The organism is Nocardioides sp., from assembly GCF_047602075.1.
In the GTDB taxonomy this organism is placed as follows: Bacteria; Actinomycetota; Actinomycetes; order Propionibacteriales; family Nocardioidaceae; genus Nocardioides.
Map to the genome: position 1 here is coordinate 470,316 of NZ_JASGIF010000001.1, position 23,063 is coordinate 493,378.

The 23,063-nt window shown below is 70.4% G+C and carries 16 protein-coding genes; 14 read left to right on the forward strand and 2 right to left on the reverse strand.

The genetic code is table 11. The annotated features are described in order from the left end of the window. Nucleotides 1-256 precede the first annotated feature (256 nt). From QM714_RS02475 to QM714_RS02505, 7 genes are all read left to right on the forward strand, one after another. Nucleotides 257-2,800, forward strand: a complete 2,544-nt coding sequence (locus QM714_RS02475; protein WP_415097276.1) for a DNA translocase FtsK 4TM domain-containing protein — start codon at nucleotides 257-259, stop codon at nucleotides 2,798-2,800. Further along, nucleotides 2,797-4,434 carry a helix-turn-helix domain-containing protein gene (locus QM714_RS02480; protein ID WP_415097278.1) on the forward strand — a complete coding sequence of 546 codons (1,638 nt, stop codon included), beginning with the start codon at nucleotides 2,797-2,799 and terminating at the stop codon, nucleotides 4,432-4,434. Before QM714_RS02475 ends, QM714_RS02480 begins: the two co-directional genes overlap by 4 nt. A 65-nt stretch (nucleotides 4,435-4,499) precedes the next feature. Continuing rightward, on the forward strand, nucleotides 4,500-5,939 hold the full coding sequence (rimO, locus tag QM714_RS02485; protein ID WP_415097280.1) for a 30S ribosomal protein S12 methylthiotransferase RimO: 1,440 nt from the start codon (nucleotides 4,500-4,502) through the stop codon (nucleotides 5,937-5,939). Continuing rightward, entirely contained in the window at nucleotides 5,936-6,553 is a 618-nt protein-coding gene (gene pgsA, locus QM714_RS02490) for a CDP-diacylglycerol--glycerol-3-phosphate 3-phosphatidyltransferase (protein WP_415097282.1), read from the forward strand. The genes rimO and pgsA overlap by 4 nt, the downstream gene beginning before the upstream one ends. 124 nt (nucleotides 6,554-6,677) lie before the next feature. Continuing rightward, complete coding sequence (locus QM714_RS02495) at nucleotides 6,678-9,278, forward strand: 5'-nucleotidase C-terminal domain-containing protein (RefSeq protein ID WP_415097284.1); 2,601 nt, start codon at nucleotides 6,678-6,680, stop codon at nucleotides 9,276-9,278. 8 nt (nucleotides 9,279-9,286) lie between these two features. Next, on the forward strand, nucleotides 9,287-9,775 hold the full coding sequence (locus tag QM714_RS02500) for a CinA family protein (protein WP_415097286.1): 489 nt from the start codon (nucleotides 9,287-9,289) through the stop codon (nucleotides 9,773-9,775). A gap of 60 nt (nucleotides 9,776-9,835) precedes the next feature. After that, on the forward strand, nucleotides 9,836-10,162 hold the full coding sequence (locus QM714_RS02505; protein ID WP_415097288.1) for a helix-turn-helix domain-containing protein: 327 nt from the start codon (nucleotides 9,836-9,838) through the stop codon (nucleotides 10,160-10,162). Nucleotides 10,163-10,327: 165 nt separating this feature from the next. On the opposite strand, the gene QM714_RS02510 is transcribed toward QM714_RS02505, so the two are convergent. Together QM714_RS02510 and QM714_RS02515 are read right to left on the reverse strand one after the other, a co-directional pair. Then, entirely contained in the window at nucleotides 10,328-11,119 is a 792-nt protein-coding gene (locus QM714_RS02510; RefSeq protein ID WP_415097290.1) for a DNA-formamidopyrimidine glycosylase family protein, read from the reverse strand. Further along, entirely contained in the window at nucleotides 11,112-15,665 is a 4,554-nt protein-coding gene (locus QM714_RS02515; protein ID WP_415097292.1) for an ATP-dependent helicase, read from the reverse strand. The genes QM714_RS02510 and QM714_RS02515 overlap by 8 nt, the downstream gene beginning before the upstream one ends. Nucleotides 15,666-15,759: 94 nt before the next feature. Here QM714_RS02515 and QM714_RS02520 point away from each other — a divergent pair, with 94 nt between their 5' ends. The 7 genes from QM714_RS02520 to QM714_RS02550 all read left to right on the forward strand — a co-directional run bounded on the left by QM714_RS02520 (nucleotide 15,760) and on the right by QM714_RS02550 (nucleotide 23,063). After that, nucleotides 15,760-16,674 (forward strand): ABC transporter ATP-binding protein, encoded by a 915-nt coding sequence (locus QM714_RS02520; protein ID WP_415100951.1) that lies wholly within the window; start codon nucleotides 15,760-15,762, stop codon nucleotides 16,672-16,674. Continuing rightward, complete coding sequence (locus QM714_RS02525) at nucleotides 16,674-17,510, forward strand: ABC transporter permease (protein WP_415097294.1); 837 nt, start codon at nucleotides 16,674-16,676, stop codon at nucleotides 17,508-17,510. Before QM714_RS02520 ends, QM714_RS02525 begins: the two co-directional genes overlap by 1 nt. Further along, nucleotides 17,510-18,322: an ABC transporter permease gene (locus tag QM714_RS02530; protein WP_415097296.1), complete on the forward strand. Its 813-nt coding sequence runs from the start codon at nucleotides 17,510-17,512 to the stop codon at nucleotides 18,320-18,322. Before QM714_RS02525 ends, QM714_RS02530 begins: the two co-directional genes overlap by 1 nt. Nucleotides 18,323-18,412: 90 nt before the next feature. Continuing rightward, nucleotides 18,413-19,552: a methyltransferase domain-containing protein gene (locus tag QM714_RS02535; RefSeq protein ID WP_415097298.1), complete on the forward strand. Its 1,140-nt coding sequence runs from the start codon at nucleotides 18,413-18,415 to the stop codon at nucleotides 19,550-19,552. Further along, a complete protein-coding gene (locus QM714_RS02540; protein WP_415097300.1) occupies nucleotides 19,549-21,060 on the forward strand; it encodes an MFS transporter in 1,512 nt (503 codons plus the stop codon). The genes QM714_RS02535 and QM714_RS02540 overlap by 4 nt, the downstream gene beginning before the upstream one ends. Nucleotides 21,061-21,358: 298 nt before the next feature. Then, complete coding sequence (gene recA / locus QM714_RS02545) at nucleotides 21,359-22,417, forward strand: recombinase RecA (RefSeq protein WP_415097302.1); 1,059 nt, start codon at nucleotides 21,359-21,361, stop codon at nucleotides 22,415-22,417. After that, a complete protein-coding gene (locus QM714_RS02550) occupies nucleotides 22,407-23,063 on the forward strand; it encodes a regulatory protein RecX (RefSeq protein ID WP_415097304.1) in 657 nt (218 codons plus the stop codon). The genes recA and QM714_RS02550 overlap by 11 nt, the downstream gene beginning before the upstream one ends.

Sequence of the window (23,063 nt, forward strand, 5' to 3'; positions counted from 1 at the left end):
CCCTTCTGGTGCGGAGGATGAGGCTCCTGCCTTCGAGTATCGACCCGCTCCCGCACTAAAAAGCAATCGGGGAGACGACATTTGAATGTGGCGTCACTAACACAGGTGGGCCTTACCCGAATTCCGCAATACTGGTGTTTCGTTATTCAATCGTTTGGATACGAACGATTTCGCGATGATCGCCGCGTCCGGTCGGTCGGGCACGACACGCGCTGTGAAGCGTGATGCTGGTGTGACGATCGCCTAAGGTCGCAGCATGGCGACCCGTACGTCTTCCCCGCCGGGTTCGCGGAGCAAGAGCACGTCCTCCCAAGGCCGAGGCTCGAGCACCCGATCCCGGAGTACCAGCCGCAGCAGGCGGACCACGAGCAAGAAGAAGTCTCGTGGGCTGACTGCGCGCACCGCGCCGCGCGCGGTGCGCTCCGGCCCTGGCCCCGTCTCGCGGTTCTTCCGCGCCGTCGGCCGTGCTGTGGTCGGTGTCTGGCTGGCGATCGCGCATGGCGTGGGTGGTGTGGCCCGCCACATCGGCGGCGCCGCGCGCGATCTCGAGCCCGAGCACCGCCGCGACGGTGTCGGCCTGCTGTTCCTCGGGCTGGCGGTCGTCAGCGCCGGTGCCGTGTGGTGGCAGCTGCCCGGATCGGTGATGGAGCTGGTCCGCACCGTCGTGGCCGGCTCCGTCGGCAAGGTCGGCTGGCTGGTCCCGCTGCTGCTGATCCTGGTCGGCTGGCGCACCCTGCGCCGCCCCGAGAGCAACGGCCCGGCCGGCAGACAGATCGTCGGCTGGACGGCGCTCGCCTTCGGCGTCCTCGGCATCGTGCACATCGCGAACGGCTCGCCGGCGCCGCGGGCCGGTGACAGCAGTGATCTGCAGCAGGCCGGGGGAGCGGTGGGCTACGTCGTCTCCAGCCTGCTGATGGACCTGCTGCGCACGCCGTACATCGTGGTGCCGCTGCTCCTCCTGCTCGCGATCTTCGGACTGCTGGTGATCACCGCGACGCCGGTCCACCGGGTGCCGGAGCGGATCGGCGCCGCGCGCGATCGGCTGCTCGGCCGGACCGACGGGCCCTCGGCGGACGAGACCGATGCGGAGCAGACCGCTCCGATCCGGACCCGCCGGCGCGGTCGCGGCGCGGGTGACGATGTCGACCCCGAGCTGGGCAGCCCGGCCTACGACACCCCGGTCCTCGAGGACCGCGAGGTGAACAAGCGGCGCAAGGGCGCGGCCCCTCCGAAGGCGGAGGCGCCCGCCGAGACGCCCGAGCCGGTGGAGCTCCAGGCGCCGCCGCACACGCCGTTGCCGCAGCGCGTCGAGCAGCTGGCCCTGTCCGGGGACATCACCTACACCCTGCCGGCCAGCGACGTGCTCAAGATGGGGTCCCCGCACAAGCCACGGTCACGAGCCTCCGACGGCGTGGTCGAGCGGCTCACCCAGGTGCTGGAGGAGTTCGGCATCGACGCGCAGGTGACCGGCTACACCCGCGGCCCGACGGTGACCCGCTACGAGGTCGAGCTCGGCCCGGCGGTGAAGGTGGAGAAGGTCACCGCGCTGTCGAAGAACATCGCCTATGCCGTCGCGTCCGCGGACGTGCGCATTCTCAGCCCGATCCCCGGCAAGTCCGCGATCGGCATCGAGATCCCCAACCTGGACAAGGAGATCGTGTCGCTGGGAGACGTGCTGCGCTCCTCGACCGCACGCTCCGATCCGCATCCCATGCTGGCCGGGCTCGGCAAGGATGTCGAGGGCGGCTTCGTGGTGGCGAACCTCGCCAAGATGCCGCACCTGCTCGTGGCCGGCGCCACCGGCTCCGGCAAGTCGAGCTTCATCAACTCGATGGTCGTCTCGATCCTGATGCGCGCCACGCCGGACGAGGTGCGGCTGATCATGGTCGACCCCAAGCGGGTCGAGCTGACGGCGTACGAAGGCATCCCACACCTGATCACGCCGATCATCACCAACCCCAAGAAGGCCGCAGAGGCGCTGCAGTGGGTCGTGCGCGAGATGGACATGCGCTACGACGACCTGGCCAACTTCGGCTTCCGGCACATCGACGACTTCAACCGGGCGGTGCGCGCCGGGAAGGTGCAGGTGCCGGTCGGCAGCGAGCGCAAGCTCGAGCCCTACCCCTACCTGCTGGTCGTCGTCGACGAGCTGGCCGACCTGATGATGGTCGCGCCCCGTGATGTCGAGGACGCCGTCGTCCGGATCACCCAGCTGGCCCGAGCGGCGGGGATCCACCTGGTGCTCGCGACCCAGCGGCCGTCGGTCGACGTCGTCACCGGCCTGATCAAGGCCAACGTGCCGTCGCGGCTCGCCTTCGCGACCTCATCGCTCGCCGACAGCCGGGTCATTCTCGACCAGCCGGGTGCGGAGAAGCTGGTCGGCCAGGGTGACGGCCTGTTCTTGCCGATGGGCGCCTCCAAGCCGGTCCGAGTCCAGGGCTCCTGGGTCACCGAGACCGAGATCCACCAGGTGGTGCGGCACGTCAAGGAGCAGTTGTCGCCGAGCTACCGCGAGGACGTCACCGCGGCGGCCTCGAGCAAGCGTGAACTCGACGACGACATCGGCGACGACCTCGATCTGGTCGTGCAGGCCGTCGAGCTGGTCGTGTCGACCCAGTTCGGCTCCACCTCGATGCTGCAGCGCAAGCTGCGGGTCGGCTTCGCCAAGGCCGGCCGGTTGATGGACATCTTGGAGAGCCGCGGCGTGGTCGGACCCAGTGAGGGCTCCAAGGCCCGCGACGTGTTGATCAAGCCCGACGAGCTGGATGCGGTGCTCATCACCTTGCAGGGGGAGCAGTGACGACCGAGATCGATCACCCGGAGACGCCTGCCGCCGAGGGCCACTCGGAGCCTCGGCTGGAGATCCGGCGCAACGTCTGGCTGCTTGCCGGTGTCGGCGTGGCCTCTGCCCTGGTCGCCGCCGCGTATCTGCACCGGGCCACCGGGTCCGGCTCGGCGCTCGACTGGATCCTGGGCGTGGTGCTCGGCCTGGTCGCGCTCGGCTACCTCGCTGTCGTCGTGGACGCGCGCTCACCGCTGCTGGTCGCCGATGCCCGGGGCGTCCGGGTGCGGCGCGGCCGCACCTGGCAGGGCCTGCCCTGGGTTGAGGTGGACGCGGTCGAGCACCAGCCCCGGTCCAGCCTGCTCCGTGACGGCCGGCTGGTCGTCGAGCCCGCAGCCGCCGATGCCGAGGCGTACGCCGTCCCGCTCGGACTGTCGACCCGGGTGAGCGGGGCTGCTGACGGCCTCGATGCCGTCCTGGCCGAGATCGTCCCCGGCGCTGCCCTGGTCGCGCCGATCGAGCCCGATCTGTCGGTCGAGCCCGACGAGGCTGATGCGCCCGGTGCCTCTCGCTGGCGCGACCCCCGTCCGGCGATGGCGGCCGGGATCGGTGCGATCGCCGAGCGGCTGCGGATCGCCGGCCGCGGTGGCGAGCCTGCCTCGGCCACCGCCGAAGAGTCGTCTCCTGAGCAGGGCCCTCCTGGTCAAGATCTGCCTGGTCCGGGGCTGCCGGTCGCGCCGGCAGCGAGCCTCACCGAGCCGGCACCGACGCCTGACCGCCAGCTCACGCCTGGTCTGCGTTCGGACCTGGTGCTGGGGTCGCTCGCGCTGGCCAGCTCACCCGACCAGGTGACGGTGGCGCTGCCGGAGATGGAGGAGCTGCGTCGTCCGGAGTTCCCCGGCCTGGAGGTCGAGAACGAGCCGGCTGCCGAGGAGCTCCCGGAGCCGGTCATCGGCCCCCAGGTAGCGGCCGCACGGCGCCGGCTCGACCTGACCGTCGAGGCGCTGGCCGAGCGGACCCGCATCCGCCAGCATGTGATCGCCGGCATCGAGATCGACGACTTCGGGCCGTGCGGCGGCGACTTCTACGCCCGCGGCCACCTGCGCACCCTCGCGCGTGTGCTCGGACTGGAGGCGGCTCCGCTGATCGAGCAGTACGACCAGCGCTACGCCCATGCGCCGGTGACCCCTCGCCAAGTGTTCGAGGCCGAGCTGGCCACCGGCGCCACGGCGTCGTTGCGCAACACCCGCGGCGGCCCGAACTGGTCGGTGCTGGTGGCCGCCCTGATGGCCGTCGTGCTCGCCTGGTCACTCGCGCGCCTGGTCATGGACGGCCCGGTCGACGTGCCGGTAGCCCCGCGGCTGGACGGCTCCGGCGGCGTAGGCCGCGCCGCAACCTCGACCACCGCCGACGCCGTGCCCGTCGTCGTACGCGCTGCTGGCGGCGGCGCCCACGTCGTGGTCCGCGACGGCAACGGCCGCATCATCTTCACCGGCGACCTCGCCTACGGCGCCTCCCGCTCCCTCGAGGTCGCGCCTCCGGTCCGGGTCGAGTCCTCCGACGGCAGCGTCAAGGTCGTCGTCGACGGTCAAGAACAGGGCGCCCTCGGCCACACCGGCCAACCCGCCACCCGCACCTACGTCGGCGACTGAGTTGGAGATGTCCCGCGCGGGGTGGATGCGCGGGGGGTGAGCGGCGGCTGGGATACTCGATCATCGTGTCGGCCACCCCCCAGCCTGGAGCTCAGGCGAGCGAGGCTGCGAGCGAGCCGCTCGCGGTCGCGCTGGTGACGCTCGGCTGTGCCCGCAACGAGGTCGACTCCGAGGAGCTGGCCGGTCGGCTGGCGGCCGACGGGTTCCGGTTGGTCGCCGATCCGGTCGACGCCGACACCGTGCTGGTCAACACCTGCGGCTTCGTCGAGGCCGCCAAGAAGGACTCCGTCGACACCCTGCTGGCCGCGGCCGACCTCAAGGAGTCCGGACGCCCGCGCAGCGTCGTCGCGGTGGGCTGCCTCGCGGAGAGGTACGGCGCCGAGCTGGCCGCCGCGCTCCCCGAGGCCGACGCCGTGCTCGGGTTCGACGACTACCCCGACATCGCGGCCCGCCTGCGAGGCATCGTGGCCGGGGACGTCCCCACGGCGCACCAGCCGCAGGACCGGCGTCGCCTGCTGCCGATCACCCCGATCGACCGCGCCGCCACCGAGCTGCCGGTGCCCGGCCATGCCGCCGCCGCGGGACTGCGCCGCCGACTCGACCCCGGACCCACGGCCGCGCTGAAGCTCGCCAGCGGCTGCGACCGGCGCTGCACGTTCTGCGCCATCCCGAGCTTCCGAGGCTCGTTCGTGAGCCGGCGACCCGCCGAGGTGCTGACCGAGGCGCGCTGGCTGGCCGAGACCGGCGTCAAGGAGCTGTTCCTGGTCTCGGAGAACACCACGTCCTACGGCAAGGACCTCGGCGACCTGCGCCTGCTGGAGACCCTGCTGCCGGAGCTGGCCGACGTGGACGGGATCGAGCGGGTCCGGGTGTCCTACCTGCAGCCGGCCGAGCTGCGACCCGGCCTGCTGGAGACCATTGCCGGCACCCCGGGCGTCACGGCCTACTTCGACCTCTCCTTCCAGCACGCCAGCCCGACCGTGCTGCGCCGGATGCGACGGTTCGGCGACCCCGACACCTTCTTGGGGCTCCTCGACCAGATCCGGCAGCTGGCGCCGACCGCGGGCATCCGGTCCAACGTGATCGTCGGCTTCCCCGGCGAGACCGAGCAGGAGCTCGACTTGTTGTGCGACTTCCTGGCCGACGCCCGGCTCGACGTGACAGGGGTGTTCGGCTACTCCGACGAGGACGGCACCGAAGCAGCGACGTACGACGACAAGCTCGACGCCGAGGAGATCCGCGCGCGAGTGGAGCGGGTCGCCGACCTGGTCGACTCCGTCACCACCGAGCGAGCCCAGGACCGGGTCGGTGAGCCGGTCCGGGTGCTGGTCGAGGCCGTCGACGGAGCCTCGGCCGAGGGCCGCGGTGACCACCAGGGTCCCGAGGTCGACGGATGCACCAGCCTCCCGGTGAACGGACACCAGGTAGGTGACCTGGTCGAGGCAGTCGTGGTCGCCGCCGACGGGGCCGACCTGGAGGCACGACCGATCGGAGTCGACCAGTGAGCGAACCCCAGGTGAGCAACCTCAACCTGCCCAACGCGCTGACCACGCTGCGCATCGTGATGGTGCCGTTCTTCGGATGGGCGCTGCTGGCCGACGGCGGCGACTCGATCACCTGGCGGCTGGTGGCCTTCGCGATCTTCGTGGCCGCGATGATCACCGACAAGGTCGACGGCGACATCGCGCGGGCCCGCAACCTGGTGACCGACTTCGGCAAGATCGCCGACCCGATCGCCGACAAGGCGATCACCGGGATGGCCTTCATCGGGCTCTCGATCATGGGCGAGATCTGGTGGTGGGTCACCATCGTCGTCCTGGTCAGGGAGTGGAGCGTCACTCTGCTCCGGCTGTCGGTGCTCAAGCACGTGGTCATCCCGGCCGCGATGAGCGGCAAGATCAAGACGACCCTTCAAGCGGTTGCCCTGGCGGGCTTGTGCCTACCCCTTCCGCACGGAGATGCGCACGGGGGAGCCTTCGACGTCTTCGGGACGCCAGGGACGGTGGTGTTCTACCTCGCCCAGGTGGCACTGGCCGGCGCCGTGGCGATGACGCTCTGGTCGGGCTACGAGTTCTTCCGTGACGTGTGGCGGCAACGCGGCTCCATGCGTGACGCCTGAGAGCCGGCCCGGACTCTGAGGGCCCCGCTGGCATCACGGTTTGATCCCGAAGGTAAACAAATCCACGATCCCGGCGTTATGGTGATTCGACTCGTGCAACGGTTCGCCGCTCGGAAGGTGCCTCGTGTTCCCCACATCCCCGTCACGACGTGACCCCCGCTCGCGTCGGCGCGGCGCCGCCCTGGTTGCTGCCACGGCGCTCGCCCTTGCCCCGCTCGCGGTGCTCATCCCCACCACGCCCGCACAGGCGGCCGATGGCGACGTCACCTTGAACCTCCTGCTGACCAACGACTTCCACGGTCGGATCAACAACAACACCGTGAAGTGGGCCTGGAAGATCGAGGATCTGCGGGCCGACACACCGGCCGACGCCGGCCTGCTGATCGGAGCCGGCGACCTGATCGGCGCCTCGGAGTTCGCCTCGGCGATCCAGCAGGACCAGCCGACCATCGACGTGATGAACGAGATCGGCCTGGACGCCTCGGCAGTGGGCAACCACGAGTTCGACCAGGGGTGGAATGACCTGGAGAACCGAGTGATCGACGGCGGCGACAACGCCGCCTGGGACTACCTCGGCGCGAACGTCTACACCAAGGGCACCGAGGATCCGGTGCTGCCGGAATACGCCACCTACGACGAAGACGGCGTCACCGTGGCCGTCATCGGCGCGGTGACGGCCGAGACACCGACCCTAGTCAGCCCGGCCGGTGTCGCCGACCTCGACTTCGGCGACCCGATCGACGCGGTCAACCGGGTCGCTGGCGAGCTCAGTGACGGCAACCTCACCAACGGCGAGGCGGATGTCATCGTCGCCGCGTTCCACCAGGGCGCGCAGGTCGGCGCCGGATCGACGTACGACGACGAGGTCGCCAAGGGCGGCGAGTTCGCCGAGATGGCCAACCTCGACCCGGCCGTCGACGTCGTCTTCAACGGCCACACGCACCAGACCTACGCCTGGGACGCGCCGAACCCCGGCGGTGACCTAGCGACGCGGCCCTTCCTGCAGACGGGGTCCTACGGCTCCAACATCGGCCAGGTCGTGTTGACCTACGACACCATCGCGGACAAGGTCGCTTCCTACACGGTGGCCAACAACCCGGTGCCGAGTGGACCGGTCGAGGACAACCCGCCGCTCGTCGCGCAGTATCCCGATGTCCTCGGGCCGATCGACGACACGGTCACCGCCGCGCTCGACCACGCTGCCGGGATCGGCAACCTGCCGATCGGATCGGTCACGTCGGACGTCACCACGGCCTTCTCGGGTGGTGGGTTCGTGGACGGTGTCTACGCAGGTGGCGCCCGTGACGACCGGGCCAACGAGTCCGCGCTCGGCGATCTGGTCGCCAACGCACTGCGCGACGGCCTGTCCAGCGCGATCGGCACCGCCGATATCGGCATCGTCAATCCGGGCGGGCTGCGCAACGAGCTCTACTACGCCGGCGACACCAGCGAGAATCCCGCCAACACCGATGGCGTGGTGACCTATGCCGAGGCCAACTCCGTGCTGCCCTTCCTCAACAACATCTGGCTGGTCGACCTCACCGGCGCCCAGCTCAAGCAGGTGCTGGAGCAGCAGTGGCAGCGCGACGAGAACGGCAACGTTCCCACCAGGTCCTTCCTGGCGCTCGGGCTGTCCGACAACGTCAACGTGACCTACGACGCCAGTCGACCCGAGGGTGACCGGATCACCTCGATCACCATCGACGGCGCGCCAGTGTCGGCGTCCAAGACCTACACCGTCTCGACGTTCTCCTTCCTCGGCACCGGCGGCGACAACTTCCGCGCGTTCACCGACGGCACCCATCGCGACACCGGTCTGATCGACCGGGACCTGTGGATCGCCTATCTGCAGGACAACCCGGCGATCGGCCCGGACTTCGCCCGTCAGCAGGTGGCGGAGTCGGGGATGCCGCGCAGTGTCTCGCCCGGTGACCAGGTCTCGTTCACCCTCGACAAGCTCAACCTCAGCTCGCTCGGCAGTCCGGAGAACACCTCGGTGCGCGTCTACGCCCGGACCAGCGCCGGTGGCCAGATCTCACTCGGCACCTTCCCGGTCACCGATGGTGCGGCGAGTGTGGACCTGACCGTGCCCAACCGTGTCCCCGCCGGCTCGACGCTCACCGTCGTGGCAGCCCCGTCGATGACCACGGCTGGCAAGGGCCGCGACGCCTCGACGGTCACCGCGACCGCGGCGTCGATGACCTACGGCTCTGCGGGCTCGGTGCAGGTCTCGGTCGATCCGGCCAGCGCCACCGGTGAGGTGCAGGTGCGCGACGGCGGCACGCAGCTCGGCTCCGCCGCGCTCACGGGAGGGCAGGCCACCGTGGCCATCGGGGGCAAGGCGCTCGAGCCCGGCACGCACTCGCTGATCGTCACCTATGCCGGCGACGGCGACCTCGCCGCCGCCTCGACCGCGGTTGGCCTGACGGTCGCCAAGGCGACGCCCTCACTCACGGTGAGCAGCAAACCGGCCAAGGTCGTGGTGAAGAAGACCAAGGCGAAGGTGACCGCCACGTTGGCGGCGACCGGGCAGACACCGACTGGCACCATCGCGGTCACCGTCGGCACGCAGACCTATCTCGCCGACCTCAAGGGCGGCAAGGCCACGGTGACGCTGCCGAAGTTCACCACCGTCGGCAAGAAGGCAGTGACGGTGAAGTATCTCGGCGACGACCACAACAAGTCGGTCAGCAAGAAGATCACCATCAAGGTCGTGAAGAAGTAGGGGCCGGAGTGGACGCCCGAGCGGCCGAGCTGCTCGAGCTGTTGGTGGCGTGCGGCGGGACGCTGGCGACCGCGGAGTCGTTGACCGGCGGGCAGCTGGCGGCTCGGATCACCTCGGTGCCGGGCGCCTCGCTGGTCTATCGCGGTGGCGTGGTGTCCTATGCCACCGCGGTCAAGGTCGACCTGCTCGGCGTGCCCACGACGGTCGTCGAGAAGGACGGGGTGATCTCTCCGGCGTGCGCCGAGGCGATGGCCGACGGCGCGCGCCGCGTGGTCGGAGCGTCGTACGCCCTCAGCACGACCGGGGTCGCGGGGCCGGACCTGCAGGAGGGACATCCGGCGGGCACCGTGTTTGTCGGGGTCGCCTCGCCCGAGGGTGTCAGAACGTTGCCGCTGCGGCTCGACGGCGATCGGCCGGCCGTCCAGGCGGCGACCTGCGAGGCGGCGCTGGCGGCGCTTGCCGACGTCCTGCGCCGGGAACACTCGGGTCTCGGGTAGCGTTGGGGCCGTCAGGTGGTCTGTTCCGGACCGCCGAGGGAACCCCGGAGGGATGAGCGGATGGTGCTGTTTCGTCGGTTGCTCGGCGATGTGCTCCGCGGTCGGCGGATGCAGCGGGGCCTGACGCTGCGCGAGGTGTCCGCCGAGGCCCGGGTCAGCCTGGGCTACATCTCCGAGATCGAGCGCGGTCAGAAGGAAGCCTCCTCCGAGTTGCTCGCCTCGTTGTGCGGGGCGCTCGAAGTGCCGCTCTCCGACGTGTTGCGCGAGGTCAGCGACGCAGTGGCGGAGCAGGAGGCGCTGCTCTCGCTCGAGTCGCTGCCGGTGGAGGCCACTCCACTCCAGGTGCCGACCCGTCCCACCGGCGACGTGGTCGCCTCCGCCGCCTAAGCCTGGATCCGTGGAAGGCCGCCTACTGCGCGGCGCCGGAGCGGCGCCCTGGCTGCGTTGCCGGACGCTCGAAAGACGTCCAGTCTGCCTTCGCGCCGGCGCCTTGCCATCGCACCCCTCCAGCGCCGCTCGCGACGGCGCCCCTCCACGGATCCAGGCTGAGGCTCAGCCCGGCTGGCAGGTCGGGCACCAGTACGCCGCCCGCTCCCGGCTGGGCTCGCCGATCGAGGAGACCTCGATGGTCGAGTCGCATCGACGGCAGGGCTGCCGGTCGCGGCGGTAGACCCAGACCCGCTCACCCTGGCGCAGGTCGCCGGTGGTGGTCTGGACAGCTCGGGTCTTGTTCTGCTCGAGCATCGCCTGCGCCCTCCGGATCAGCCGCGGCAAATCGGCGACCTCGCCGACCGGAGTGGTCGGGTGGACGCCGCTGGTGAAACAGAGCTCGGCGGCGTAGAGGTTGCCGATGCCGGCCAGGTTGGTCTGGTCGAGCAGCGCCTCGTGGATGGCCCGCTCGGGCATCTGCAGCAGGCGTCGAAGTGCCTCCTGCTCGTCCCAGTCGGCGCCGAGTAGGTCGGGCCCGAGGTGGCCGACGACCTGGTGCTCCTCGCTGCGTGGCAGCAGCTCGACGATGCCGAGGGAGAAGCCGACCGCGAGTCGGTCGTGGGCGGTCAGCACCACGCGCGCCTGATGGTCGGGCCGGCGCCAGCGCTGTCCCTGCTGGTAGGTGTGCCAGGCCCCCTCCATCATCAGATGCGTGTGCAGGGTCCAGGTGTGCGACTCGTGGTCGATGTGAGTGAGCAGGTGCTTCCCGCGCGACACCGTCTGTCGCACGATCGCTCCGGCCAGGTCAGCGGTGGCCAGGGCCGGCACGCGGAAGTCGGTGGCGGTCAGTCGATGGCCGGCGAGCGCCCGATCGAGGGTGCGCGCCGTTCGCCAGACGGTGTCTCCCTCAGGCACGGAACCGCAACCCTCGAGGAGTCGTGACGAAGCCCGCCGACTGGAGCGCGAGCCGCAGCGGTGTGGCCCCGGCGCCGAGCAGCTGCTCGCCATCCGCGCGCTCGACGGTGAGCTTGCCCAGCAGTCCGGCCCGTGCTGCGTCGGCCAGCGCGCGAGTGGCGGCGGTGAGTCGCTCCTCGTCATCGGACCAGGTGAGCAGGGTCCGTCCACCGCGCTCGACGTAGAGGGTCAGGCTGCCGTCGACGAGCACGACCAGGGCACCAGCCTTGCGACCCGGCCGGTGGCCGGGGCCTTCCTCGCCCTGAGCCTGGATGCGCTCGGGCCACGCCAGCGCCGCGCCGTAGGGGTTGGCCGGGTCGGTCGCCGCGAGCGCGACCGCCACTGGATCGGCGAGCTCGTCGCGGTGGATGAAGGTCCGCAGTCGGTCGATTGCGCCGGCGGTGCCGAACTGGGCAGCGCCCAGACCGGCCACGAAGTAGCCCTGCCGGCAACGGCCGGACTCCTCGAAGGCGGTCAGCACGCGGTAGACGCCGGCGAACCCGCCGGGCACCCGCTCACCGACGACCGCGCCCCTGGTCATCACGCCGTGTCGGTCGAGGAGGCGCTCGGCCGTGGCATGCGCTCGCCGGGTCGGGTCGTCGTCACGCTCGGGCAGGAGTGCCCACCGGCCCGCGGTCTCCGGCGGACCCTGCCATGACGGCAGCCGGGGTCGACCGCTGAGCACCGGGCGGCTGCGCGGCGCCGGTCTGCGAGTGCGGTGCGTGGGCCGTCCGGAGCCGGTGAGCGCCCGCAGCGGCGCAAGGGAGTCGTTGCCGATCAGGCCGGCCCAGACCAGATCCCACAGCGCGGAGGTCAACGCAGCCTCGTCGTCGACGACCACGTCGGCGAGCTGGCGGAAGAACCACGCGCCGCCCGGTGCCAGTGCGTCGAGAATGGCGCGGTGCAGATCGCTCAGGTCCGGTGGGTCGGACGGGGTGGGATCAGGGAGGGGAAGCGTGAGCGCTGCCTGATCGGCCAGGTGGAGGGAGACCCAGCCGTCGTTGCCGGGGAGCGCGCCGTGACCGGTCCAGAGCACCTCGCCGGAGGTGGTGAGCTGGTCGAGCATGGCGGGCTCGTAGTCGGCGACGCGGCCAGCCAGCACCAGTGGCTCCAGCGCCGACGCTGGCACCGGCGCCCCCGCGAGCTGCTCGACCGCGGCATAGACGCCGTCGATCCCACGCAGGGCACCACGCCCGGCACCCACCCGCTGCCAGGCGAGCAGGAACCTACCGAGCACATCGGGCTCGACCGGCTCGACCTCGTGTCGGAGCTTGGCCAAGGACCGCCGGCGCAACCTGCGCAGGACGTCGGCATCGCACCACTCCTGGCTGGTGCCGGCCGGCCGGAACTCGCCTTCCAACAGGCGACCCCGTGCGGTCAGCCACTCCAGGGTGTGCCGGACCACGGCGATGCCGAGGCCGAGTCGAGAGGCGACGTCGTCGGCGGTGAAGGGGCCGTGACTGCGGGCATAGCGGCCGATCAGGTCGGCCAGCGGATCCTCGACCGGGTCGGTGAACGCGTCAGGAGTGCCGGGAGGCACCGGCACGCCGAGCCCGTCACGCAGGCGACCGACGTCCTCGACCGCGGCCCAGCAGTCCCGTCCGGCGACGCGCAGGTTGACGATGCGGCGTTTGCCGGCGAGCTCAGCGACCCAGTCTGCGACCGTCGCGCCCTCGACGCTGCGCTCGGCGACCTCGTCGATGGTCAACGGCCCGAGGATCCGGAGCAGGTCGGCGAGTTGCTCCACCGTGCCGATCCGACGGTCGGGCGCGAGTCGTTGGAGCTCCGCCTCGAGCTGCGCGAGCACCTCGGGGTCGAGCAGCTCACGCAGCTCCGCTCGGCCGAGCAGCTCGGCGAGCAGGCCTTGATCCAGCGAGAGCGCGGCGGCGCGACGCTCGGCGACGGGGGAGTCGCCTTCGTACATGAACTGGGCGACGTAGCCGAACAGCAACGTCCGTGCGAACGGCGACGGCTGAGTGGTGGCCACGTCGCTGACCGCGACCTCTCGTCGCTCGATGCGGTCCATCAGGTTGGTCAGCGACGGCAGGTCGTAGACGTCTTGGAGGCACTCGCGGACCGCCTCGAGGACGATCGGGAAGGAGGGATACTGTGCCGCCACCTCAAGCAGCTGGGCCGAGCGTTGGCGCTGTTGCCACAGTGGCGAGCGGCGGCCGGGGTCGCGTCGAGGCAGGAGCAGCGCGCGCGCTGCGCACTCGCGGAACCGGGAGGCGAACAGGGCGGAGCCGCCCACCTCGGTGGTCACGATCTCGGCGATCTCTTCGGCGTCGAAGACGATCAGGTCGCCGCCCGGTGGCTCGGCCTCTCCATCTGGAATGCGGATGACGATGCCGTCGTCGCTGGCGACGGCCTGGCCGTCGACGCCGTACCGCTGCCGGAGTCGGGCGTTGATCGCCAGCGCCCAGGGTGCGTGCACGGGAGTGCCGTAGGGCGAGTGCACCACCAGCCGCCAGTCGCCGAGCTCGTCACGGACCCGCTCGACGACGAGAGTCTGGTCGCTGGGCAAGAGCTGGGTGGCCTCCCGCTGCTCGCGCAGGTAGGCGACCAGGTTGGCCGCGGCTCGGTCGTCCAGCCCGGCCTCATGGGCGCGGGCGAGCGCCTTCGGCTCGGGCAGGCTGCCCAGCTCGTGGCGCAGCGCGCCCACCGCTGCGCCCAGCTCGGCCGGACGGCCGAGGCTGTCGCCCTTCCAGAACGGCAGTCGACCGGGCACGCCGGGGGCTGGGGTCACCAGCACCCGGTCGTGGGTGATGTCCTCGATCCGCCAGCTGGTCGCTCCCAGCGCGAAGACGTCGCCGACGCGGGACTCGTAGACCATCTCCTCGTCGAGCTCGCCCACCCGGGCGCCCGGCCCGGTCGCGCCGACCAGGAAGACGCCGAAGAGACCGCGGTCGGGGATGGTGCCGCCGCTGGTGACCGCGAGCCGCTGCGCACCCGGTCGACCGGTCAGCGTGCCGGCGACCCGGTCCCACACGATCCGGGGGCGCAACTCGGCGAACTCCTCCGACGGATAGCGGCCGGCCAGCAGGTCCAGGGTCGCGTCGTAGGCACTGCGCGGCAGACTGGTGAAGGGAGCGCTGCGGCGGATCAGGGCGAACAAGTCGTCCACGCCCCACTCGTCCAGCGCGGTCGCGGCGACCACCTGCTGGGCCAACACGTCGAGCGGGTTGGCCGGCACCCGAAGCGACTCGATCGTCCCGCTGCGCATCCGCTCGACCGCGACGGCGGTCGGCGCGAGATCGCCACGGTGCTTGGGGAAGAGCACCCCGCGGGAGGTCTCACCCACCTGGTGGCCGGCCCGACCGACTCGCTGCAGGGCGCTGGCCACGCTGGGCGGCGACTCGACCTGGATGACCAGGTCGACCGCGCCCATGTCGATGCCGAGCTCGAGGCTGCTGGTCGCCACCACTGCTGGCAGCCGGCCGCGCTTGAGGTCGTCCTCGATGATCGCGCGCTGCTCCTTCGACACCGAGCCGTGGTGCGCCTTCGCGATGACCGGCGCCGCGCCGTGAGTGTGCCCGGACTGGGCCATCACCTGGGCCGGCGAGGCGCTGGCGGGGTCAGATGCGTCGTTGCTGTCGCTGTCGCGCTCAGCTGCGATCTCGTTGAGCCTGGCGGTGAGCCTCTCGGCGAGCCGACGGGAGTTGGCGAAGACGATCGTCGAGCGATGCTGGCCGATCAGCTCCGCGATCTGCTCCTCGACGTGCGGCCAGATCGAGGAGCGCCCCTCCGGGTCCTCCGCTCCGTCGTCGGGAGCGGTCATGTCGTCGACCGGGACGACGACGCGCAGGTCCCAGGACTTCTGCGCAGGCGGCGCCACGATCTCGACCGGCGCCACGCCGCCGAGGAACCTGGCCACCTCCTCGTGCGGGCGGACGGTCGCCGAGAGGCCGATCCGCTGGGCTGGTCGGTCCAATAGCTCGTCGAGGCGCTCCAAGGTGACGGCCAGGTGGGCGCCGCGCTTGGTGCCGGCGACCGCGTGGACCTCGTCGATGATCACCGTCTCGACGCCGCGCAGCGTCTCTCGGGCCTGCGAGGTGAGCATCAAGAACAGCGACTCGGGCGTGGTGATCATGATGTCGGCGGGCTGACTCAACTGGCGTCGGCGGTCGGCCGCCGACGTGTCGCCCGTGCGCAACCCGACCGAGATCTCGGGGAGCGGCCCACCGAGCCGCTCGGCCGTCGCCCGGACCCCGGTCAGCGGGGCACGCAGGTTGCGCTCCACGTCGACCGCCAGCGCCTTGAGAGGGGAGACGTAGAGCACCCGCGTGCGCCGGCTCTTGTCCTCCGGGCGCGGCGCGCTGAGCAGCCGGTCCAGCGACCACAAGAACGCCGACAGGGTCTTGCCCGACCCGGTAGGTGCCACCACCAGCGCGTGCCGCCCGGCGGAGATCGCCTGCCAGGCGCCGACCTGGGCGGCCGTGGGCTCGGCGAACGCGGCGCGGAACCACTCGCCCGTCGGGGCTGAGAAGGAGTCCCACACGCCGTCCATCTGCCCATCCTCCCGCACTCCGCCGACACTCGCGCCCGGGTTGGCGTGCTGTTGTCGGAGGGGTCGTCTAACCTCGCTACTCGTGTCCGACTCGATGATCCATGCCCGGGGGCTGCGCAAGTCGTTCGGTGACTTCGAGGCGGTGCGGGGGATCGACATCGACGTACGCCGTGGCGAGGCGTTCGGCTTCCTCGGCCCGAATGGTGCTGGGAAGTCCTCGACGATGCGGATGATCGCCGCAGTGTCGCCGAGCAGCGGGGGAGAGCTGTCCATCCTCGGCATGGACCCACACACCGACGGGCCGGCGATCCGCGCGCGGCTGGGGGTCTGCCCGCAAGACGACACCTTGGACACCGAACTCAACGTCTTCGACAACCTCTACATCTACGGCCGCTACTTCGGACTCCCGCGAGAGCAGGTCCGCAGCCGTGCCCAGGAGCTGCTGGACTTCGTCCAGCTCAGCGAGAAGGCGAACGCCAAGGTGGACAGCCTCTCCGGCGGCATGAAGAGACGGCTCACCATCGCCCGATCGCTGATCAACGCGCCCGATCTGATCCTGCTCGACGAGCCGACCACCGGGCTCGATCCGCAGGCACGGCACCTGCTCTGGGATCGGCTGTTCCGGCTCAAGCAGCAGGGCGTCACGCTGGTCCTCACCACGCACTACATGGACGAGGCCGAGCAGCTGTGCGACCGGCTGGTGGTGATGGACCAGGGCCTGATCGTGGCCGAGGGCGCTCCGCTCGAGCTGATCCGCGAGCACTCCACCCGCGAGGTGGCCGAGCTGCGCTTCGGCGTGGGGGAGCACCAGGCCGCCGCGGAGAAGGTCGCTGACCTGGGCGAGCGGGTCGAGGTGCTGCCCGACCGGTTGCTGGTCTACAGCGACGACGGTGAGGCCGTCATCGCGCGCGCCAACGAGCGAGGACTTCAGCCGGTGGCGGTGCTGGTGCGGCGGTCGACTCTGGAAGACGTCTTCTTGCATCTGACCGGTCGGACGCTGGTGGAGTGATGGTCGACGCCGCCTCCAGCAGTTCAACGCCGAGCCCTCCGACACCGCGCACACTCAGCCTGGGTGAGGGCGCCGCCCGTCAGTTCGACTACTGGGCCACGGTCTACAAGCGGACCTGGCGCGGCTCGGTGATCTCGTCCTTCGTCACGCCGCTGTTCTACGTCGTCGCGATGGGCATCCTTCTCGGCGGCTTCATCAAGGGCGATCCCGACCAGCTCGAGGGCGCGACGTCGTACCTCGCCTTCGTCGTGCCCGGCCTGGTCGCAGCGCATGCCATGCAGACCGCGGTGGGAGAGACGACCTACCCGGTGATGGGCATGATCAAGTGGCAGAAGATCTACTACTCGATGCTCGCCACGCCGCTCGAGGTGCGCCACCTGGTGGCGGGGAACCTGCTGTTCGTGTTGTTCCGGCTGGTGACTACGTGCGGTGTCTACACGCTGATCCTGCTGCCGTTCGGGATCTACGCGACCTGGTGGGGACCGATCCTGGCGCTGGCGGCGCAGGTGCTGGTCGGCATGGTCTTCGCGACGCTGGTCTTCGGGTTCACCGCGCGACTGACCTCCGAGGAGGGCTTCGGGCTGATCTTCCGGCTCGGCGTCTTCCCGCTGTTCTTGTTCTCCGGCGCGTTCTTCCCCATCGCCAACCTCGGCTCGGTGCTCAGCTGGGTGGCCCGGTTGACGCCGTTGTGGCACGGGGTCAACCTGTCGCGGATGTTCACCCTGGACACCATCGACTGGCCAGTAGCCGCGGTGAACACCGTGGTCCTGATCGCGCTGCTCGCGATCGGCTGGCACTGGTCGGTGACCGGCCTCACCAAGAGGCTGGCCAACTGATGGCCACGACGTCGACGACTCCGGCCGGGACCATCCCGCCGCCACCTTCGCTGCTCGGGGCCGTTCAGCTCCTGGTGCTGCGCAACTACCTGGTCTATCGCAAGGCGTGGAAGCTCTTCATCAGCGGATTCTTCGAGCCGGTCTTCTATCTGCTCTCGATCGGGGTGGGCGTCGGGCAGCTGATCGACACCTTCGAGTTCAACGGGCGGGAGATCCCTTACGCGGCGTTCGTCGCGCCGGGGATGCTGGCCGCCTCGGCGATGAACGGCGCGGTGATGGACGCGACCTACAACGTCTTCTTCAAGCTCAAGTTCGACAAGCTGTACGACCAGCAGCTCGCCACCCCGTTGTCGACCGGCGACATCGCGCGGGGCGAGATCACCTGGTCGCTGCTGCGCGGTGGCGCCTACTCCGCGGCCTTCGTGGTCTTCATGGGGATGCTCGGGCTGATCAGCTCGTGGTGGGCGGTGCTGGCCTTCCCCGCAGCCCTGCTCATCGCGTTCGCGTTCGCGGCGGTCGGGATGGCCCTGACCACCTTCATGACGAGTTGGCAGGACTTCGACAAGATCACCCTGGTCCAGCTGCCGCTGTTCTTGTTCTCCGGCACGTTCTTCCCGATCGATACCCTCCACCCGATCGTGCGCTGGCTTGTCGAGGTGACGCCGCTCTATCGAGGTGTCGTGCTCTGCCGGGAACTGACCACCGGCGCGCTGACGTGGAGCTCGCTGGCGTCGGTCGTCTACCTCGTGCTGATGGGCCTGCTCGGGCTGTTCGTCGTACGCCGTCGGCTGAGCACCCTCCTGCTCAAGTGACTCTGCTACTCAAATGGACCCTGCTGCTCACGTGAACTCGACCGATGGTCGGCCGCCGGCGCTGGTGGCCGCGTGCGAGAGGATGCCGCGGTGAGCATCGAGCCGGACACCAAGGACTGGACCTGGGTCCTGGATCGACCCTGCCCGGAGTGCGGCTTCGACGCCGCCGTGCTGACGCCGGCCGACATCCCCGGGACGATCGAGGCCAATGCGGTCGGCTGGACGCGAGTGCTTGCGGGGGACCAGGTCACCCGTCGGCCGCGCCCGGATCGCTGGTCGACGTTGGAGTATGCCTGCCATGTGCGCGACGTGCATCGCGTCTTCGACGAGCGGGTCCGACTCATGCTCGGCGAGCAGGATCCCCTCTTCGCCAACTGGGACCAAGACGCTGCGGCCGTCGAAGGCGGCTATGACCTCCAGGACCCCGCGGTGGTGTCCGGTGAGCTCGTCGAGGCGGCGAACGCCGTCGCTGCGTCGTACCGCTTGGTCGGCACCGACCAGTGGGCTCGCACCGGCAGACGCAGCAACGGCTCGACGTTCACCGTGGATTCGCTCGGTCGCTACCACCTGCACGACGTGATCCACCACCTGCACGACGTCGGCTTCGATGCGACGGCCGGCACGATCGAGGCCTACGACACCTACGCGGAGCCCTACGCCGAGCGCACTCCCCGCTCGTCGGAAGCCGTCGACGCGGCGATCGCCCGGTTCGTGGGGTTGCTTCCACCGCGGCCGCGGGTGCTCGAGATCGGGAGCGGACCCGGCTGGGATGCTCTCGCGCTCGGCGAGGCGGGCTGTTCGGTGCGGTGCACCGACGTCACGCCGAGCTTCGTCGAGATGCTCCGGGGGAGAGGGTTGGAGGCCGATCTGGTCGACCCGCTGACCGACGACCTGCGTGATCCCGCCGACCCGAGCCGGCCCTACGACGGAGTCTGGGCCAACGCGAGCCTGCTCCACGTGGAGCGGTTCGCGCTTGGGAGGGTTCTTGCCCGGCTGGCCGAGGTCTCGCGGCCCGAGGCCCTCCTCCACGTGGCAGTGAAGGAAGGCGATGGCGACGGATGGTCCGAGCCTCAGCCAGGTCGCGTCAACGCGCCCCGGCTCTTCACCTACTGGCGGGAGGAGCCGCTGGCCGGGGCGCTCTCGCGCGCGGGCTGGCAGCCGATCGAGGTGCACCACCTGGCCGACCCGACGGGTGAGGCATGGCTGGATGTCCTGGCGAGGCGTCGATGAGGCACACCGAGCTCTGGGAGCGGCTCGAGGCGGCGCTCGGGTCGTCGTACGCCCGCTCGTGGGCGGAGCGGATCGTGATCACCGACCTGGACGGGCGCACCGTGGTCCAGGCCCTGGCCGAGGGCGTGCCGCCCAAACGGGTCTGGGCCGCGGTCTGGCAGGTGCTGGAGGCTCTCGGAGTCCGAGCGGTGACGGCCGTCGTCTCGGCCGCTGCGAAGGTGCAGCGGCGCACGATGGCGACGTTGGTCGCTGGCCAGATCGTCGGCGCGACCGGGATCACCATCGGTATCGCGACGGCCTCTCTGCTGGCCGAGGACCTGTCCGGCTCGGAGAAGCTCGCCGGCCTGGCTCAGACAAGCCAGGTGCTCGGCACGGCGGTGGCGTCGTACCTCCTGGCGCGGTTGATGTCGCGCCGCGGGCGACGCGCAGGGCTGGCGCTGGGCTATCTGCTCGGCGCTGCGGGCTCGGTCGTGGTCGTGGTGGCGGGTGCGGCGGGGTCGATGCTGTTGCTGTTGGCCGGCGCGGTGCTGCTGGGCTCTACGACGGCGGCCAACAACGCGGCGCGGTACGCCGCCACGGACCTCGCCCCCGAGGAGTCCCGCGGTCGCGCCCTCGGAGTGGTGGTGTGGGCAGCCACCATCGGTGCCGTCCTCGGCCCGAATCTCACTGGCCCGGCCGGCCGGCTCGCGGATCGGCTGGGCATCCCCGCCCTGACCGGTCCCTTCCTGCTCGGCAGCTTCGGGATGCTGCTTGCCGCCCTGATCTTGTGGCTCTTCCTCCGTCCCGACCCGCTGCTGATCGCCCGCGAGCATGCGGGAGTGAGCACGGCCGTCGTGCGGAACCTCTCGTGGGTCGACGTGCGAGCCGTCCTGCGAGAGCGTCCGATCCTGGTCGCAGCCATCGTCGGGCTGGCCTCGTCACACGCCGTAATGGTGGCGGTCATGGTGATGACGCCGCTGCACATGCATCATGGCGGCTCCGACCTGCGAGTGATCGGGTTCGTCATCTCCGTCCACGTGCTCGGCATGTTCGCCTTCTCGCCGCTGTCGGGGTGGGCGACCGACCGGTGGGGGGCGCCGGTCACGCTCGCTGTCGGCGGCGTGGTCCTGCTGGTGTCGCTGGTGCTGAGCGGGCTCTCGCCGGAGGGGGAGCTCGTGGCTGATCTTTGCCGGACTCTTCCTGCTCGGCCTCGGCTGGTCCTTCGGCACGGTCGCCTCCTCGAGCCTGGTCGTCGAGCACACCCCGCTCGAGGCGCGCACCGACATCCAAGGCGCAGCCGACCTGGTGATGAACCTGGCCGCCGCTGGTGCCGGCGCGCTCGCCGGCGTGGTCGTGGGCTGGCAGGGTTACGCCACCCTCAACCTCTTCTCCGCACTCATCGCCGCCCTGACCCTCGCCGCCGCCCTCCGGTCGCGTCGGCTGATCTCCGGTGGCGTGGGGTAGGCCCGCCTGGATCGATGGCGTCTGCTGCGGTCTTCTTGCGTCTCCCGCGCCTCTATGGGTGCTGAGTGCCCGGTCTACTGGACACTCACCCCCTACAACCGCGCATCAGATGGGTCGGCCAGCAGCCGGAACCCCAGGACTGCTCTCTCGGTAAGCGCCCTGTCGATCGGAAGCACCTCCAGGCGGGACCAGCCATCCGAGGGCGACACGCCGCCGCGCGATGACTGGTTCGAACAGACGTTCGCACTAGGTTGGTGCGCAGACGACGCGGGTGGTCGGCGTACTCCACAGGTCCTGTTCGGTGGGATGGGAACTGTCGGTGGCCCGGTCTAGCGTCCTACGTGACACCCAGATCGGACGGAGATGACAGTGGCAGCTAACGACCGCGAGAAGGCCCTGGACGCCGCACTCGCCAACATCGAGAAGCAGTTCGGCAAGGGCTCGGTGATGCGTCTGGGCGATGACGTGCGGGCTCCGCTCGAGGTGATCCCTACCGGCGCCATCGCCTTGGACGTGGCGCTCGGGCTCGGCGGGTTGCCGCGTGGCCGCGTGGTTGAGATCTACGGCCCGGAGTCCTCCGGCAAGACCACCGTCGCCCTGCACGCGGTGGCCAACGCCCAAGCGGCCGGAGGTGTGGTCGCCTTCATCGACGCCGAGCACGCGCTCGACCCGGACTATGCCCGTGCCCTCGGCGTCGACACCGACGCGCTGCTGGTCTCCCAGCCCGACTCGGGGGAGCAGGCGCTCGAGATCGCCGACATGCTGGTCCGCTCCGGCGCGCTCGACCTGCTCGTCATCGACTCGGTCGCCGCCCTCGTCCCGCGCGCCGAGATCGAGGGGGAGATGGGCGACAGCCACGTCGGCCTCCAAGCCCGCCTGATGAGCCAGGCGCTGCGCAAGATGACCGGTGCCTTGAACGGCGCCGGCACCACCGCGATCTTCATCAACCAGCTCCGGGAAAAGATTGGCGTCATGTTCGGATCACCGGAGACGACGACCGGTGGTCGGGCGCTGAAGTTCTATGCCTCGGTGCGGTTGGACGTGCGTCGGATCGAGACGCTCAAGGACGGCACCGATGCGGTCGGCAACCGCACCCGGGTCAAGGTCGTCAAGAACAAGGTGGCCCCGCCGTTCAAGCAGGCGGAGTTCGACATCATGTATGGCCAGGGGATCAGCCGCGAGGGCGGGCTGATCGACGTGGGCGTCGAGGCGGGCCTGGTCCGCAAGGCGGGCGCTTGGTACACCTACGAGGGCGACCAGCTCGGCCAGGGCAAGGAGAACGCCCGTTCCTTCCTGCGCGACAACCCCGACCTCGCCAACGAGCTGGAGAAGAAGATCCTCGAGAAGCTTGGGGTGGGCCCGCAGGTCGACGCCGAGGCCGAAGAGCTCTCGGATAAGCCGATCGGCATCGATGACTTCTAAGGCTGCTCGGCCGGTCGCTGGTCGGCCGTGGGAGGGCGACGTCGCTGCTGGCGTCGCCGCCTGGGCCGGCCACGACCTGGCTGCTGAGGGCCGGGCCGCTCCGGAAAGGGGAAGGTCGTCCGCGGCCCCTGCCGACCCGATGGCCGACGGCCCCGACGCCGACCCGGAGGCGGTGGCTCGCAAGATCCTGCTCGACCAGCTCACCGGGCAGGCCCGGAGTCGGGCCGAGTTGCGCACCAAGCTGGATCGACGCGGGGTGCCCGAAGAGATCTCGGAGCAACTCTTGGACCGGTTCACCGAGGTCGGCCTGATCGACGACGAGGCCTTCGCCCGAGCCTGGGTGGAGAGCCGACAGGCCAGCCGCGGACTGGCCCCGCGGGCGCTGGCGCAGGAGCTGCGCCGCAAGGGCGTCAGCGACGAGGTCGCGCGCGAGGCCGTGGCCGAGGTCGACCAGGAGGCCCAAGAGGCCGCTGCCCGAGCGCTCGTCCGTCGGCGGTTGCGTAGTCTCCAGCGGGTCGACGCCACCACCGCTACCCGCCGCCTGGTCGGCATGCTCGCCCGCAAGGGCTACTCCTCCGGGCTGGCGTTGGCCGTCGTGCGCTCGGAGTTGGCCCAGTCGGCGGACGAGGACGACCTTCTAACCTAG

What these genes read in the sequence shown, in the direction of transcription:
- QM714_RS02515 (WP_415097292.1), bottom strand. Translation starts at nt 15,665, where the DNA reads ATGGACGGCGTGTGGGACTCCTTCTCAGCCCCGACGGGCGAGTGGTTC.
- QM714_RS02550 (WP_415097304.1), top strand. Translation starts at nt 22,407, where the DNA reads ATGACTTCTAAGGCTGCTCGGCCGGTCGCTGGTCGGCCGTGGGAGGGC.
- QM714_RS02520 (WP_415100951.1), top strand. Translation starts at nt 15,760, where the DNA reads ATGATCCATGCCCGGGGGCTGCGCAAGTCGTTCGGTGACTTCGAGGCG.
- QM714_RS02530 (WP_415097296.1), top strand. Translation starts at nt 17,510, where the DNA reads ATGGCCACGACGTCGACGACTCCGGCCGGGACCATCCCGCCGCCACCT.
- QM714_RS02475 (WP_415097276.1), top strand. Translation starts at nt 257, where the DNA reads ATGGCGACCCGTACGTCTTCCCCGCCGGGTTCGCGGAGCAAGAGCACG.
- QM714_RS02505 (WP_415097288.1), top strand. Translation starts at nt 9,836, where the DNA reads ATGGTGCTGTTTCGTCGGTTGCTCGGCGATGTGCTCCGCGGTCGGCGG.
- recA (WP_415097302.1), top strand. Translation starts at nt 21,359, where the DNA reads ATGACAGTGGCAGCTAACGACCGCGAGAAGGCCCTGGACGCCGCACTC.
- QM714_RS02540 (WP_415097300.1), top strand. Translation starts at nt 19,549, where the DNA reads ATGAGGCACACCGAGCTCTGGGAGCGGCTCGAGGCGGCGCTCGGGTCG.
- QM714_RS02525 (WP_415097294.1), top strand. Translation starts at nt 16,674, where the DNA reads ATGGTCGACGCCGCCTCCAGCAGTTCAACGCCGAGCCCTCCGACACCG.